A 14,928-nucleotide genomic window follows, 5' to 3' on the forward strand; every position below is an offset into this window, starting at 1 on the left:
CGCCCACATCCCCAACCGCAAGTCTAGGCCAGCCATTCTGCTTCGCGAATCGTATCGCGAGGGGGGCAAGGTCTGCACACGGACTATCGCCAATCTGACGAATTGGTCTGCGGAGCAGATCACCGCGATGGAACGTCTGGTGAAAGGCGAGTTCGACGATTGGTCCGGGGAGATGACCAGTGGTGAGATTTTCGGTGTTCTGTTTGCGCTCAAGCATCTGGCTGACCAGGTGGGCATCACGCGGGTGCTGGGCACGGCCCCGGAAAGCAAGCTCAACTTGTTCCTGATTCTGGCACGCATCGCGCATGGTGGGTCGCGGTTGTCGGCGGTGCGCTGGGCGCAGCAGCACGCGGTGGCCAGCGTGCTGGGGGTGGACGACTTTGATGAGGATGATCTCTACGCGGCGCTGGACTGGCTGGCGAGCCAGCAGGAGCGCATTGAGCGCGAGCTGTACCAGGCCTATGTCAAACAACAGGGCCAGCCACCGGTATTGGTGCTCTACGACGTCACCTCGAGCTACTTTGAAGGGGAATGCAACGAGTTGGGGCGGTACGGTTACAACCGCGACGGCAAGCGGGGCAAGCAGCAAATCGTCATCGGTTTATTGACCGCGGAGGACGGGGAGCCCCTGGCTGTGCGAGTCTTCGAAGGCAACACGGCGGACCCGACGACGGTGGCCAGTCAGATCACGATTCTCAAAGAGCAATTCGGCCTGGCCGAGGTGGTGCTGGTCGGCGACCGGGGAATGATCAAAGCCAAGGGGAAAGCGGCGCTGTCGGCGCAGGGCTTTCGTTATATCACCGCCTTGACTGACGCCCAGGTGCGTACCTTTCTCAAGCAGGGCGTGTTGCAGACGGATCTCTTCGACGCACATCTGTGCGAGGTGGAGCACGGCGACAAGCGCCTGATCGTGCGCCGCAACGATACCGTGCGGGTACGCGAGGAGCGGCGGCGGGACGACAAGCTGACCCAGTTGCAGGCAAAGATCACCGCACGTAACGCCTTCGTCAAGGACTCCACCCGCGCCAGCGCCGCGACAGGCCTGGCCGCCCTGCAGAACTGGGCCAAGCGCCACAAGCTCAGCGGGTTTGTCACGCTGACGCTGGAGGAACGCGTCATTGTCTGGTCTATCGACGAGGAGGCCAAAGCGCAGGACGCTCTGCTCGACGGCTGCTACCTCCTGGAAACGAACGTGCCGGTGGACATGATGGATGCCAAGACGGTCGATGCGCGCTATCGGGACCTGCAAAAAGTCGAGCGCAACTTCCGCACCGTGAAGACCGCCTTCCTGGAAATCCGTCCGATCTTCCTGCGCAAGGCCGAGCGCACCAAAGCGCATGTGTTCGTGGCGATGCTGGCGTTGAAGATCACCCGACAGTTTGAAGCGGGGCTGCGTCAGGCCTTCGGCACGACCGAAAGCAGTAGTACCGCCATTACCTCGGACGACGCCCTACTGGCGCTCGGACGACTGACCTACCTCTACAGCACCGACCGCAACGGTCAGCGTCACACTCACCTGCCGCGCCCGGACGAGCAACAGGCACAGATCCTCGGTGCCATTGGCCTTGCCTTCCCCCTCAAGCCAAAAGCCCAGAAGCGCGCTGCGTAGGCAGAAGCCGATCTCGCTTCATCCACCGTTATTTAAAAAAATACAAAGACATACAGCAGAACTTCGGCTACCAGCGCGAGGAAGATCCGTCCGGGCTGCCACGCATCACGACGGGTTTCCCTACCTGCTGGGAATCGGCTTGTCGGGGCAGGGCATCGTCGTCGGCTTCGCTGGCGCCGCGCCTGCCGCGTCAGCCGATCAGCGGCGGCGCTGGAAGTAGATGTCGTACTTCTGTTTGGCGACTGCCTGGTAGTAGATGCCGATGAGTCGATCGTTGGCCGGATCGTAGGTGAGATCGTAGGTCGAGCCGCCGTAGCCGCCGGCGGTCAACTCGAAGAAGGCGCGTAGCTTGCCGTCCGCGCGTGATGCTTCGGCCCGGGCGAAAGGCAACTGGCCGGGATTGAAATACAGCGCGTCGATCTGGCCGCCCGCGGCGACGTCGCTGATGGTGATCGTATAGCCGCCGTCGGGACGCACCCAAGCGCCTTTCAACACCTTGAAGTCGACGCTCGTCGCAGCGGTTGGCGATAGCGTGTTGCCGGCGGCGGCTGCAGGTGGCGCGGCGATCGCGGTAGCGACCGAAGCCACCGCCAGCGACACGCCGAGCGTCAGCATGATGATCGATTTATTCATTTCGTCTGCTTTCATGGGTGATCAGTGCCGCGTTCGACGGCGTGACAGGTTCAGAGGTCCAGTGTTCAGGCTGCAGCAGCAAGGAATCGCTAACGGCGGCCGCCAAAACGGCCGCCGAAGCCGCCACCGAAGCGGCCACCAAAGCCACCGCCAAAGCGATCGCCACCACCGCCGAAGCGGTTGTCGCCACCAAAGCCGCCAGCGCTGGCATGGCTCTCGGCATTGTTGCGCGCGTTTTGCTCGCGATCGGCCCACGCGGTGTCGCCGCCAGCGGCTTGCCAGCCGTCGGCGCCGTGTTGTTGCCAGCCGCTGTCGCTGCTGCGGTAGGCACTGCCGTCGGCGCCGGCGTAGTGATTGCCGAACAGACCGCTCGAGGTATAGCTCTTGGTCTGGCCGGTCCTGGCGTCGTAGGCGGTGGTCGTGTGCTGCGCGCCGACGCCGTCCGGGCCGGCTGTCGCACCGGCGGTTTTCGAGATTGAGCTGCCGCCGGGGCCGCTTGCCGAGGCACTCGACGCGTACGAGCGCTGGCCGCTTTCGGTATTGTACGAAGTGCCGCGGGCGACGTTGCCGGTGGCGCCGCCGGCGGTATTGAAGGTCCGGTCGTAGCCGCGCTGCGCCTGACCGGTGTCGGCGTTGTAGCTGCGACCAGCGGCGTACGAGCCGCTGGTTCCGGTGCGCATGTTGGTGTAAGAGCCGCTGGCCCGGCTGCCGGCCTTGCCGTCGGCGTTGGCGTACCAGCTGCGCGAGCCGGCGTAGACGGTGTTGCCCCAACGCCCGTAGACGCTGGCGCTGGTCGAGCCGCAGCACGGATAGCCCCAGTAGCCGGGGTGATACCAGGCGCCGCCCCAGTAGTCGGTGGCCCAGGCGGCGGTCGCCAGGCCGAGGCCGAAGCCGTAGGCATAACCAACGTAGGGGTTGTAGATCGGCGCCGCGGCGAGTCCCCAGGTGTAGGGTGGCGCGTACCACATGGAGCCGATCCACGGCGTGTAGTAGTAGCCGGTGCCATAGACGACGACGCCGTCGGTGGTCACGACGTTGCCCAGGTAGCCGGGCGTATAGCCGACGTAGACGACCTCCTTGCTGGCGCCGTAGACGTGCACGTAGGTCACGTAGTGCAGCGGCGAACTGACCGGAATGTCGTAGATCACGGCTGGCACGCTGGTCGCCACGAACCACGGGCCGGTGAGGCCGCTGGCGGTGAACCAGACGCCCGCCTCGACGGCGTAATAGTTGTTCGGCGCCACCGCGATGATCGGCACCTCGGCGTTGCTGACGTAGCGCAAGGGGGTGCCGTCGATCGGCCGGAACTGCGGTGCGCCATCGAATACCGGGGTGAACTTCGGACCCTTGGCGAGCGGCATGGCGGCGGTTTGGGGAATCGAGTTGGCGATCAGCGCTTCCTGCGCCTGCGGCGTGCCGGCCACCGACGGCAGGACGGCGCCGGCCGGTGCGTTCCCGGGAATGCGGCTGAAGTCGGCGGGTAGCGCGTTGGCCGGCGTGTAGGTCCACGCACCGGTCAGCGCAGAAGCGCGGTACCAGCGTCCCGAGAGCAGCGTGTAGTAGTCGTTGTTGGCGGTATTCACCAGCACGTCGGCGGTAGTGTTCTCGGCCCACAGCAGGCCGGTGCCGGTGATCGGCACAAAATTCGGCTGGCCCTTGAAGACGATCAGTTCGGCCGGCACCTGGCTGGCGTAGATGGTCGGCACGCCGTTCTGCAGCGACGGCTTGGGATTGGCGTGCGGACCGCCGTCGAGCAGGTCCACCAGGCCTTTTTTGGCCAGTTGCCCGGCCAACTCGTTCAATCCCGAAGGCTCGCCAGCGGCTCTGCTCCACGGGCCCTCGAGCGCGGTCGCTGTCAGCCAGCCGTCGAAGACGTGCAGGTACCAGGCGCTCTGCCCGCGCTCGCGGACGAGCAGCGCCTGGGTATTGAGGACACGTTCGAAGCGGCTGTCGGCGACCGGCCTGATCGCCGGCTGGCCATCGATCGGCACGAGGATCGCCGGCGTCGTGCTGATGATCACGCGCGGCGGATCGTTGTTGACCTGGACGCTCTTCGCTTTTACCGTCCCCGAGGCGGCGAGTTCGCCTTCGAGCAGCGCCAGCGACATTGTCGCCATCGCCGCCGGCAACGGCGTGCGCAACTGACGCAGGTAATCGAGCCCGTGATCGGGCAGCGTCGGGAAACTGGCGCGGCCGAGGCGGAGGTCCTCGAGAGCGACTCGTTGCGTCAGGCGATCAACGCCAGTACGCGCGGTCCCCCAGACGACGCCGAAAATCTCGTCCTTCGCGTCGGCCTTCCTGATCGCGACTGCCACCCGGAAAGCGAGCTGGTTGCCGTGCCAGCTATCGACCTGCGGCAGGTAGACCAGCGCTGTCGCGCCGACCAGCTCGACCTGGCGTGGCCAGGCGTCGCTGGCCGGCTGCGGCGCGGCCGGCGGCTCGGCTGCGGCGCCCGCGCCCGGTGCGGCCGGGGTCGTCGGGTCGACCACCGCCAAGGGCGGGTCGAGCAAGGCGTTGACCGTGAGCGGCATCGTCGTGTCTGCGGCCCCGTCGCCGGGAATTGGCGCCGCCTGCTGGCTGGCGCAGCCGATCGGGCCGGCGATGATGGCGCCAAGCAGGCAGGCGAGCAATCGGGGTTTGGCTACGTTCATCGTTTGGTCCTCCGCGAGGGCAATAAATGGGCTGTGGCGAGCGCGACGGCGCAGTATGGAGGGCCGTCCTGGGTCGGTCAATATCGGGTCTGCACGGCAGCGCTGAAGCATGACTGCGCCAGCCCAGTACTGGCAAGGCGTTGCGGTGGGCAGGCAAAAAAGGTTTCGCACAAGGGAGCTAGACAGCCGGGGGGACTTCTGGCAGGATAGGTGGAGGGTCATTGGTCCACGTTTCAGCCGGAGGTATCGTGGTGGTTGCAACGAGCGAAGGGGAGTGGGTGCACTGCGGTCGCGTATTCAGCGCCGCGGAGATCGCCGAGGTGTGCGGGACGGTGGCGTGGCTGCCGGGATTGGCGCGCAAGGAGTTGGCGGCGACGGTCTGCGAGCACCTGGGGTGGACCACTCTGACAGGGACGGCGAAGATCAGCGCCTGCCTGGAGTTTCTGGAGCGTTTGCAGGCGGCCGGGCTGCTGACACTGCCGGCGATAAGGCCGTCGTCAGCACGCCGTTGCGCGCCGCCCGCGGCACCCGTAGATACGGTCACCGGGGAGCTTCCCGTGCACTGCGCCCTGTCGGCACTCGCACCGGTCTGCCTGGAAGTCGTTCGCGACGCGGCGTTGGTGGCGCAGTGGGATGCGCTGGTGGCGCGCTGGCACCCACTGGGTTTCCAGGGGGCCTTCGGCTACCGCCTGCGCTACTTCATCACGGCGGGCGACCGGCGGCTCGGCAGCGTCCTGCTGGCCGGCGCTGCCCGCGCGGTCGCCGTGCGCGACCGCTGGATCGGCTGGACGGCCCAGGCCCGCCGCGAGAACCTGGCGCGGGTGGTGAACAACAGCCGCTTCCTGATCTTTCCCCACGTCCGGGTGCCGCATCTGGCCAGTCATGTGCTCGGACAACTCGCGCGCCGCGCACGCGCGGACTGGCTCGATCACTGGGGCTTCGAGCCCCTGTTGCTGGAGACTTTCGTCGATCCTCGTCACTATACCGGCACCTGTTACCGCGCGGCCGGTTGGCAGTTGCTCGGGGCAACCAGCGGGCGCGGGCTGGCCCGCCCCGGCCAGTCGTATCGCAGCACGCCCCGCCAGGTGTGGCTCAAACCGCTGAGCGCCGATTGTCGCGACCGGCTGTGTGCCGCCCCTGGGAGCTCCCGGCCATGAGCAAACCCTGCCGTCGCCCGACACGCGCTGCCCTCAAGGAGCTGCGCTCAGAGAAGAAACGGCAGGAAAAGGCACTGAACGCGAAACGGCGCGCGAGTGGACAAGTCCTCCACTCCCCCACTTCTCTGCCCAACCGATGCTCAGCCTTCGCGACCGTCGGCGAGGAAAGGGAGGCCCGCGAGGACGCCGTGAGCAAAAAGACGCGTCTCCTGCGCAAAGAGCTACCCGCCTTGCTCGAGCAACTGGAACAAATTCCCGACCCGAGAGACCCCAGGAAGCGCCGCCACAAGCTGACCGCGCTGCTGCTTTACGGTCTGCTGATGTTCGTCTTTCAGTTCTCCTCTCGGCGCGAGACCAACCGCGAAATATCCCGTCCCCAGTTCATGGCCAACCTCCACCTGCTGTTCCCGGAGATCGAGACCCTGCCACACGCCGACACCCTGTTTCGGCTGCTGCGCGACATCGACCTTGACCACCTTGAGCAGGCCCACGTCGATCTGGTGAAGCGGCTGATCCGCGGCAAGAGCTTCCGCCGCTATCTGATCAACCACTGCTACCCCATCGCCATCGACGGCTCGCAGAAGGTCGCCGGCGACACCCTCTGGGCGGAGGAACTCCTCCAGCGCACCGTCGGCAAGGAGGAAACCCGCCACACCCAGTACTTCGTCTACGTCCTCGAGGCCAGCCTGGCTTTCCACAACGGCCTGGTCGTCCCACTGCTCAGCGAGTTCCTCGAACACGCGCTGGGCGATACCGAAGCGCAAAAGCAGGACTGCGAGCTGCGCGGCTTTGTGCGCTTGAGCGACCGGCTCAAGACGCTGTTCCCCCGCCTGCCGATCCTGCTCCTGCTCGACGGCCTTTACGCCAACGGGCCGGTGATGCAGCGCTGCTTGCGCGCCCACTGGCAGTTCATGATCGTGCTTAAGGACAAGGATTTGTCCACGGTCTGGCAGGAGTTCCGCGCACTCCACGCCCTGAAGCCACAAGCCGTGCAGCGCGCTTGGGGAAGGCGCCGACAACACTTCAGCTGGGTCAACGACATCGACTACGCCTTCGCGGCCAACGGGCGTCAGCGTCTCAAGCTGAACCTGGTGGTCTGTGAGGAAAGCTGGGAAAAGATCGATGAACAGGCCAGGACCGTCACCGAAACATCGCGCCACGCCTGGCTCTCCAGCCAACCGCTCAGACAAGACAATGTCCATGAGCGCTGCAACCTCGGTGCCCGCCACCGTTGGGGCATCGAAGCGGGCTTCCTCGTCGAAAAACATCAGGGCTACCACTACGAGCATGCCTTTGCCCTCGACTGGAATGCCATGAAAGGCTATCACCTCCTCATGCGCCTGGCGCATGTGTTCAATACCCTGGCACGTTTCACCCGGCAGTTACGCAACCTCTATCAAGAACTCGGTGTGCGCGGCGCCATCGCCTTCATCCGTAATTCCTGTGCTGCGCCCTGGCTTGACCCAGCACGCCTGCGTCTGCTTCTCGCCGAACCGTTCCTGCTGCAACTCGAATAACCTTGCCCAGGCCTGCCCAACACATCTTCCCAAGCGCGGCGCACCCCGCGCCGGGAAAGGCTCGCCTGGCGATCGTAACGGAGCTCCCTCGACCTCTCCTGTCCCACTGACTGAACACCAAACCCCCGCGCCGCAAGCGCTCCCTTGCCGCTAGCCAACCCCCATCTGGCCGCCTCGGCGGCGAAAGTGGGCGTAACCGGCAAGTGCTGTCGATTCGGGGAGGTCATGCGTCAGGGCTGTCTGCACGGTCTCTGAGCTGTCACGATCGATTTTATCCGTTAGCATAGCGGCCTCGCCCGATTTCGGGTTTTTGTAGCCCGCGTGCCGTGTCAATGCAATGCGCGGCCGAAGCCCGTGACCTGGCCGACGCCGGGTTCTTGCCCAATTCTGAATTTCCCCCACCCATCTGCCGCCTTGCCCGACTGCCCGTCGAGTCGCCGCCGCCGTATGATATTTGAGTGAAAATGGCCACCAACTACAACCTGGCGCTTGCCGTATATCGCCATAGCTTGACGACACCCGACGCCGTAGCGGTGGTCTCCAGGGGGCAATCCCTGACCTATGGCGAGATCGCCGCGCGCGCCGCGTCTCTGGCCGACGGCCTGCGGCGCAGTCGTGCCTGGCAGTGCCGCGAGCGCTCGCCGCTGCGCGTGGGAATCCTGGCGTCACGCGGCATCGACGCTTGCGTGGCCTTGCTGGCGGCGTGCTGGGCGGGCGCCGCGTATGTGCCGATTGGCCTGAAGCTTCCCGAAGAGCGAACGCTGACGCTGCTCTCGCTGTGTGATCTCTCGGCGATCATCGCCGACGAAGACGGCGCCAGGCTGTTGACCGAACGTCTGCTCGACGCGTGCCCGCCGATCGTCATTCACGCTTCGCGGACGCCGCTCAGCGCTCGCGACGACGCGGTCGAAGTGCTCAGCATGGCATCGCTGCCGCCGGTGACGGTGGTGGAGCCGACGTTGATGGCGGCGCACGAGACGGCGTACATCATCTTCACCTCGGGAACGACCGGCGTCCCGAAGGGCGTAGTGATTTCGAGCGGCGCTGCCCGCCACTATGCGGCGATGATCGCCGAGCGCCTCGGCTTGCGGAGCAGCGACCGTGCCCTCGAGACCTGCGAACTGGGCTTCGACTTCTCGGTGCACAACATGTTTTCGACCTGGGAAGTCGGCGCCGCGCTGCACATCCTGCCGGCGACGACGGTGATGAACGCCGTCAAGTTTGCTCGCACTTCGGAATTGACCGTCTGGAATTCGGTGCCGTCGCTGGCCGGCATGCTGCGCCAGGTCAATGCCCTCAAGGCGGGAAGTCTGGCCGGGCTTCGGATCACCGTCTTCGGCGGCGAACAGTTGCCCGAGGCCACGGTCACCGCCTGGCAGAGCGCCGCGCCGAACAGCGTCATCGTCAATCTTTACGGGCCTACCGAGGCAACAGTCTTCTGTCTGGCGCAGACCATTGGTCAGCCGCTGCCAGTGACGCCCGGGCGCGGCGTCCTGGCGATCGGCACGCCGCTGCCGGGGAGCGCGGCGAAGGTTGTGGATGAGGATGGCGTCGAGCTGGCCGACGGGACGGCGGGCGAACTGGCGATTGCCGGCGTGCAGCTGGCCGATGGCTATCTCGGCGCGGCCGACCTGACGGCGTCGCGCTTTCCCGTCATCGACGGCCAGCGCTGGTACCTCAGCGGCGATGTCGCGACGCGCGATGCCGCCGGCAATTTTCACTGCTTCGGCCGCATCGACAATCAGGTCAAGGTTCTCGGCTACCGCGTCGAACTCGAGGAAATCGACGCGCATCTGCGCCTCGTCAGCCACGTCGATGTGGTCGGCTCGGTGGCCTGGCCGCTGGTCGACGGGATGGCGCGTGGCATCGTCTGTTTCGTCGGCGTGCCGACGATCGACGCCGATCGCCTGATCAGCGATCTCAAGGCCAGGCTGCCCGCGTACATGGTGCCGAACCGACTTATCGCGCTGGCGGAGATGCCCTTGAACCACAGCGGCAAGGTCGACCGGCGAGCGCTGCATCGCTTGCTTGACACGGACGCCGCTTGAACCCGCCGGCAGCAACGGCCAGCGCGGCCGCCCCGGGCGCGGGCGCGCGGCCAAGCGCGGCGGGAGGCAGCTCGTGGCGCCGCTTCCTGGCCATCGACGAGCGCGCGGCCTGCATCGCCGGCGCGCAAACGCTGCGCGGCCGGCTGCTGATCTACGCGGTGGCGATTGTCGCCGTCGCCAGCAACTTTCCGTGGTGGGAATCGGCGCTGATGGTCAGCGCCGCGATGGCCGCGGCGTATGCGCCGAAGTTCCGTAATGCGATTCTGTTCACGGCGACCTGGGTAGCGGCGTTTCTCGAAATGGGGCTCGCCGAGAACCACATCCAGCGCGACATCGCGAGGGTCATCGAGCAGGAGCACGTCGCCAGCGTCTCGCCGATGATCCTGGCCACCGCTTTTCTGCTGTTGCTGATGATGGCTGCCTGGGCCGCCCTGGCCGTCGTCCGCCGCCAGCCGAAGTCGCTCCTGGCGCGGCGACCGCTGCTGACGCTCCTGCTCCTGGAGGTGCTGTTGTGCGGTCTGAGTACCTTCGCGATCATGGACGGCCTGCCGCGTGTGATTCTCTGGTCGATGCTGATCGTGCTGACGCCCTACGTCTGGTTTCTGCCCTATGCCATCGTCGATCAGCGCGCCCGCGACGCCAGCCCGCCCTTGCTGCAACTGGCTGTGCTGCGGCCGTTCTGGAGTCCGACCTATCTGCCCTTCGGCAAGGGCGCGGCCTTCCTGCGCAAGAAATTGGCGAAGACGCCCAGCGAACTGGCGGTCACGCAGCTCAAGGCGGTCAAGCTGCTGCTGTGGTCGAATGTGCTGCTGGCGATCAAGACGGCGCTGGCCTGGCTGTTCGACGAGCAGATCAAGATCCCGAGCGTCGAAGGCGCGCTCGATGCCTTCCTGGCGGGGCAGGCGTACCCGCTGCTCGCCAGCTGGTCGGCGCTGGTCTGGTCGACGGCCAACTACGGCCTGAAGATCGCCCTGTGGACCGGCCTGTTCATCGGCATCGCCCGGCTGGCGGGTTACCGGCTGCCGCGCGGCTGCTGGCGACCGCTCGAATCGCGAACGTTGATGGATTACTTCAATCGCTTTCATTTCTATTTCAAGGAACTGCTGGTCGATTTTTTCTTTGTGCCGACGTTCTTCGCGGTCTTCCGCAGTCACCCGCGGCTGCGGATGTTCTTCGCCACCTTCATGGCCGCTGGCGTCGGCAACGCGCTCTGGCATTTCTTCAGGGAAATTCATCTCGTCGCGACGATGGGGCTGGCCACTGCGCTCGAGACCTTCAGCAGCTACATTTTCTACAGTGTCATTCTGGCGACCGGAATCGGTCTATCACAGGTCCGCGCGAACATGGGCATCCGCCCGTCGGCGACCTTGTTCGGAAGGTTGTACTCCTTCCTTCTCGTCTGGTCGTTCGTCGTCTGCCTGCATCTTTTCGGCGACGAGTCGCGCAATCACACGCTGGGCGAGCGACTCTCGTTCCTGGCGAGTCTTTTTGGAGTGGGTTAATGGACGCAAACGCAAAGCAGAAGTTACGTGAATTTCTCAAGGAAAGCCTGGCCAAGCTCGCTGACAAGGGCGAGCTTGCCGATAGCGAATCGATTTTTGTCAGCGGCCGGCTGGATTCGTTTTCGATGATGAATCTCGTGATGTACCTGGAAGAAGCATTCGCTCTGGATTTCTCCGATTTCGAGTTCGATGTCGACCTGGTTGATTCGGTCAATGAAATCGAGGTCCTCGTTGACGCGAAGATGTCGGCCTGAGATGCCTTAGAGCAGCGGGCTGAGCACCTGCACGGCATTTTCGAGCAGGCGACGCCAGTTTGGCCGGGCGCGCCAGGCTGCCAGCTGTACGGCCTGTGATCGGCTTTCGTACTGCCGCTGCATGGCGCGTGCGGCAGCCGCGAAGGCACGGTCGTAGGTGATCATCGAGACTTCGAAGTTCAGTTCGAAGCTGCGCAGGTCGAGGTTGACGGTTCCGAAGATCGTGATTTCTTCATCGACGACCATGCTCTTGGTGTGCAGCAGGCCGTCGCCGAAACGCAGAATGGTGATGCCGACGGCGAGCAGGTCTTCGATGTAGGAGTTGCCGGCGTAACGGACCAGCCGCGAGTCGATTTTCTCGGGGACGATCAGGATCACCCGCACGCCACGGATGGCGGCCGAGCGCAGCGCGGTCAGCAGCGTCTCGCTGGGAACGAAATACGGTGTCGTCAGGACAATCTCGTGGCGGGCGGCGTAGATCGCTGCCAGCAGTAGCTGCTCGATGTGGCGCAGCGCCGACTGCGGCCCCGACGGATAGATCTGGACCTGGCTGTCGCCGGCAGCGGCCAGGTCGGGTGGTGGCGGCGGTGCGAAGTCGTCGCCGGTCTGCAGCGTGGTGATCGATAGTGACACCGCTTCGAGCACCCACGCCGCCGGACCTTCGATGCGGACCATGGCGTCTACCCATTCGCCGACGCCGGCGTCCTGCTTGAAGAAGCGCGGGTCGGCAATATTCATGCTTCCGGTATAGCCGATGCGGCGGTCGATGACGGCGATCTTGCGATGGTCGCGGAGATCCAGGCGGACGAACAGGGCGCGTAGTGGATTGACCGGCAGGATCTCGACAATCGTCACGCCGGCGGCGCGCAGATGGCCGATCGACTCGCTCTTGAAAAACGGCCGGCTACCCAGCGAATCCATCAGCGTGCAGCAGGCGACGCCGCGCTGGGCCGCGCGCACCAGGGCCGCGACCAGGTCGTCGACAAAGCCGCCGGCGTTCCAGATATAGAACTCGAGGTGGACCGAGCTGCGGGCCGCGTCGATGTCGGCAATCAGTGCGCGCATGCTCGAAGTGCTGTCGGCCAGTAGTTGCAACCGGTGGCCACCCATCAGTGGCAGTCCGGCCGAGCCGGTGGCCAGCCGGCTGACGCTCTCCGCCGCCGTGCTTAGCGCGCCGGGGTCGGCCAACGTCGACGCCGGAATGTCCTTCGCCCACAGCAGCATCTGCGGCTGCATGGCGATCGCCCGATCCATCCAGGTCTTGCCGAGGCGGCGTTCGCCGATCATGAGGTACATCAGGACGCCAACGGCGGGCAGGGTGATGATCAGCAGCAGCCACGCCAATGCCGTACCGTGCGCCGTTCGACGAGAAAAGATGCGCAGCGAAACCGCCACCACCGCGAGCAAATGAAGAAGCGTGAGAAGGTCGAAGAACATGCGGCGAAGTATGAGACGTCCGCCGCGAGCGGGTCAAGGCGCGCGGTCGCGCTTTGCTCTTGCGGCCGCTGCACTCGTCCATTGGCTGGCGGCCGACGAAGCGGGCGTCAATGGCCGGGATCGGCGAGCTTCTGGCGGAACGGCGGTCGCTGAACGTGGTCAAGCCGCTGATCGTGTGTCGACCGGCGAGTGCTTGTGATAGCCTCGCGCTTGCTTCCCTCCGGCAGGCCTTTGGCCTGGCCGGCGTGTCGTCGAAGCGCGTTTCTTTTCTCGATTCTGGACGTCTGCATGCTACCCACTGACGCTGTTCATCAGCCACTTGACCACGCCTGTGGCGATCGCCAACACGCTCAAGGCAATTTCGCGCCAGCCCGGGTTGACGCGCTGAGTCGCGGCCGGGGAGGACTCGTGAAGGACGTCAGCGATTGGCTGAGATGGCTTCTGCTGTGGACGATGGTGGCCGCGGCAGCGGGTTCGTCGACCGCGGCGCTGGCCGACCAGGGGGCGTTGGCGGGCGAAACGCATCCCGATGCCGAAATCGTTACCGCGCCAATTATCGTCGACGGCCGAGTGCTGCTGCGCGTGCGCGGCGTAAGCAGCTTTCCAGCCGCCGACCGGGCGGCCGCGATTGCCGATCGCATCGCGCGCCTGGCGAGCGATCCGGCACTCAACGCCAGTGAGATCCACGTCGTCGAGGCGGGCGACCATTCGGCGATCATGCTCGGCGAGCGCCCGATCATGGTGCTGTTTGACGCCGACGCGCGCATCGAGCAGGTCGAGCGCGATGAACTCGTCGAGGCGACCGCCAAGCGGATTGGCGTGGCGATTACGGACTATCGCCGTGAGCGCAGCCGTGAGGTGGTGCTGCGGCATGCCGTCGAGGCCGCCGCCGCGGTGCTCGCGCTGACGGCGGTGGTGGCGCTGCTGATCTGGTTGACGCGCCGGCTCAACGGCTTGCTCGAGAAGCACTTCCGTAATCGCATCAGCAGTCTGGGAATCCAGTCGTTCCAGATCGTCCGTGCCGAGCGTATCTGGTACGTGCTCGGCGCCATCGTGTCGGCACTGCGCTTGCTGGCCATCGTCGTCGCCAGCGTCGGCTGCCTCGATTTCGTCCTCAATGGCTTTCCCTGGACGCGTAGTTTCGCCAGAGAACTGACCGGCGTCGTCGTTCGCCCCCTGGTCACCATGGGCGAAGCCTTTCTCGCCTACTTCCCCGACCTGGTGTTTCTGGTCATCCTGGGGTTGCTGGTTCGCTTCATCCTGCGCCTGATCCGGGTGTTCTTCAACGCCGTCGCGCACGGTTCGGTGACCCTGGAGAACTTCGAGGTCGAGTGGGCCTGGCCGACGTACAAGCTGGTGCGCGTGACGGTGTTGATCTTTGCGGTGATCATCGCCTATCCGTACATCCCGGGGTCGGACTCGGCGGCGTTCAAGGGCGTCTCGCTGCTCGTCGGCGTGGTCGTTTCGCTCGGCTCCTCGTCAGTCATCGCCAACCTGATCGCCGGCCTGATGATCACCTACCGGCGCGCCTTCAAGGTCGGCGACCGGGTGATGATCGGCGACGTCGTCGGCGACGTGGTCGACGTCAGGCTGCAGGTGACGCATCTGCGCACGCTGAAGAACGAGGAAGTGACCATCGCCAACTCGCTGATCCTCAACGGCTACGTGGTGAACTACAGTTCGCTGGCCGAGGAACATGGCTTGATCCTGCACGGCACGGTCGGCATCGGCTACGAAACGCCATGGCGACAGGTCGAGGCGATGCTGCTGATGGCGGCGCGACGAACGCCGGGCCTGCTCGCCGAGCCGCCAGCCTTCGTACTCTACAAGGGCTTGGGCGATTTCTGCATTACCTACGAGATCAATGCCTATTGTCGTGACGCGAGGACGATACCGAGCGTCAATGCCGAGCTGCAGCGCAACATTCTCGACATTTTCAACGAGTACGGCGTCCAGATCATGACGCCAAACTACGTCACCGACACGCCGCAGCCGAAGCTGGTCGAGAAAGACCAGTGGTACGTGGCACCCGCGGAGCAGGAACGCGCCGACGCTGCGGCTGTCAAGTAGCTGTTCTTCGAGCTTGCGTCTGGCTGCCCGACGCACCGACGCCCGACGGC

The 14,928-nt window shown here is 65.1% G+C and carries 11 protein-coding genes; 8 read left to right on the top strand and 3 right to left on the bottom strand.

Annotated features, from left to right (window positions below; all coding sequences use genetic code 11):
* Positions 1 to 127 precede the first annotated feature (127 nt).
* Positions 128 to 1,609, top strand: coding sequence for an IS1634 family transposase (locus QZ656_RS13480; RefSeq protein ID WP_291993898.1), 1,482 nt, complete (start codon positions 128 to 130; stop codon positions 1,607 to 1,609).
* A gap of 198 nt (positions 1,610 to 1,807) precedes the next feature.
* Here QZ656_RS13480 and QZ656_RS13485 read toward each other — a convergent pair whose 3' ends face one another.
* Together QZ656_RS13485 and QZ656_RS13490 are read right to left on the bottom strand one after the other, a co-directional pair.
* Entirely contained in the window at positions 1,808 to 2,242 is a 435-nt protein-coding gene (locus tag QZ656_RS13485) for a hypothetical protein (RefSeq protein ID WP_291993899.1), read from the bottom strand.
* 89 nt (positions 2,243 to 2,331) lie between these two features.
* Positions 2,332 to 4,893 carry a carbohydrate-binding family V/XII gene (locus QZ656_RS13490; RefSeq protein ID WP_291993900.1) on the bottom strand — a complete coding sequence of 854 codons (2,562 nt, stop codon included), beginning with the start codon at positions 4,891 to 4,893 and terminating at the stop codon, positions 2,332 to 2,334.
* Between the two features lie 248 nt (positions 4,894 to 5,141).
* Here QZ656_RS13490 and QZ656_RS13495 point away from each other — a divergent pair, with 248 nt between their 5' ends.
* The 5 genes from QZ656_RS13495 to QZ656_RS13515 all read left to right on the top strand — a co-directional run bounded on the left by QZ656_RS13495 (position 5,142) and on the right by QZ656_RS13515 (position 11,371).
* The gene (locus tag QZ656_RS13495; RefSeq protein ID WP_291991618.1) at positions 5,142 to 6,050 is read left to right on the top strand and encodes a DUF4338 domain-containing protein; all 909 of its coding nucleotides are present in this window, start codon (positions 5,142 to 5,144) and stop codon (positions 6,048 to 6,050) included.
* The gene (locus tag QZ656_RS13500; protein WP_291991619.1) at positions 6,047 to 7,567 is read left to right on the top strand and encodes a transposase family protein; all 1,521 of its coding nucleotides are present in this window, start codon (positions 6,047 to 6,049) and stop codon (positions 7,565 to 7,567) included. Before QZ656_RS13495 ends, QZ656_RS13500 begins: the two co-directional genes overlap by 4 nt.
* Positions 7,568 to 8,031: 464 nt before the next feature.
* Positions 8,032 to 9,615: an amino acid adenylation domain-containing protein gene (locus tag QZ656_RS13505; protein ID WP_291994210.1), complete on the top strand. Its 1,584-nt coding sequence runs from the start codon at positions 8,032 to 8,034 to the stop codon at positions 9,613 to 9,615.
* Positions 9,612 to 11,117, top strand: a complete 1,506-nt coding sequence (locus tag QZ656_RS13510; protein ID WP_291993901.1) for a hypothetical protein — start codon at positions 9,612 to 9,614, stop codon at positions 11,115 to 11,117. Before QZ656_RS13505 ends, QZ656_RS13510 begins: the two co-directional genes overlap by 4 nt.
* Positions 11,117 to 11,371: a hypothetical protein gene (locus tag QZ656_RS13515; RefSeq protein WP_291993902.1), complete on the top strand. Its 255-nt coding sequence runs from the start codon at positions 11,117 to 11,119 to the stop codon at positions 11,369 to 11,371. Before QZ656_RS13510 ends, QZ656_RS13515 begins: the two co-directional genes overlap by 1 nt.
* 6 nt (positions 11,372 to 11,377) lie before the next feature.
* Here the strand turns inward: QZ656_RS13515 and cls are convergent, their stop codons facing one another.
* Positions 11,378 to 12,808 carry a cardiolipin synthase gene (gene cls / locus QZ656_RS13520; RefSeq protein WP_291993903.1) on the bottom strand — a complete coding sequence of 477 codons (1,431 nt, stop codon included), beginning with the start codon at positions 12,806 to 12,808 and terminating at the stop codon, positions 11,378 to 11,380.
* A 110-nt stretch (positions 12,809 to 12,918) separates the two neighbouring features.
* On the opposite strand from cls, the gene QZ656_RS13525 reads away from it, so the two are divergent.
* Both QZ656_RS13525 and QZ656_RS13530 read left to right on the top strand, forming a co-directional pair.
* Positions 12,919 to 13,110, top strand: coding sequence for a hypothetical protein (locus QZ656_RS13525; RefSeq protein WP_291993904.1), 192 nt, complete (start codon positions 12,919 to 12,921; stop codon positions 13,108 to 13,110).
* Between the two features lie 106 nt (positions 13,111 to 13,216).
* Complete coding sequence (locus QZ656_RS13530) at positions 13,217 to 14,878, top strand: mechanosensitive ion channel domain-containing protein (RefSeq protein ID WP_291993905.1); 1,662 nt, start codon at positions 13,217 to 13,219, stop codon at positions 14,876 to 14,878.
* The last annotated feature ends 50 nt before the right edge of the window (positions 14,879 to 14,928 follow it).

The organism is Candidatus Accumulibacter sp. ACC003 (assembly GCF_907163085.1).
Classification (GTDB): Bacteria; Pseudomonadota; Gammaproteobacteria; order Burkholderiales; family Rhodocyclaceae; genus Accumulibacter.

Excerpts from the sequence above, each read along its gene's own strand:
- QZ656_RS13490 (WP_291993900.1), bottom strand. The coding sequence starts at position 4,893 with ATGAACGTAGCCAAACCCCGATTGCTCGCCTGCCTGCTTGGCGCCATC.
- QZ656_RS13485 (WP_291993899.1), bottom strand. The coding sequence starts at position 2,242 with ATGAATAAATCGATCATCATGCTGACGCTCGGCGTGTCGCTGGCGGTG.
- QZ656_RS13500 (WP_291991619.1), top strand. The coding sequence starts at position 6,047 with ATGAGCAAACCCTGCCGTCGCCCGACACGCGCTGCCCTCAAGGAGCTG.
- QZ656_RS13505 (WP_291994210.1), top strand. The coding sequence starts at position 8,032 with ATGGCCACCAACTACAACCTGGCGCTTGCCGTATATCGCCATAGCTTG.
- cls (WP_291993903.1), bottom strand. The coding sequence starts at position 12,808 with ATGTTCTTCGACCTTCTCACGCTTCTTCATTTGCTCGCGGTGGTGGCG.
- QZ656_RS13480 (WP_291993898.1), top strand. The coding sequence starts at position 128 with ATGGAACGTCTGGTGAAAGGCGAGTTCGACGATTGGTCCGGGGAGATG.
- QZ656_RS13515 (WP_291993902.1), top strand. The coding sequence starts at position 11,117 with ATGGACGCAAACGCAAAGCAGAAGTTACGTGAATTTCTCAAGGAAAGC.
- QZ656_RS13525 (WP_291993904.1), top strand. The coding sequence starts at position 12,919 with ATGGCCGGGATCGGCGAGCTTCTGGCGGAACGGCGGTCGCTGAACGTG.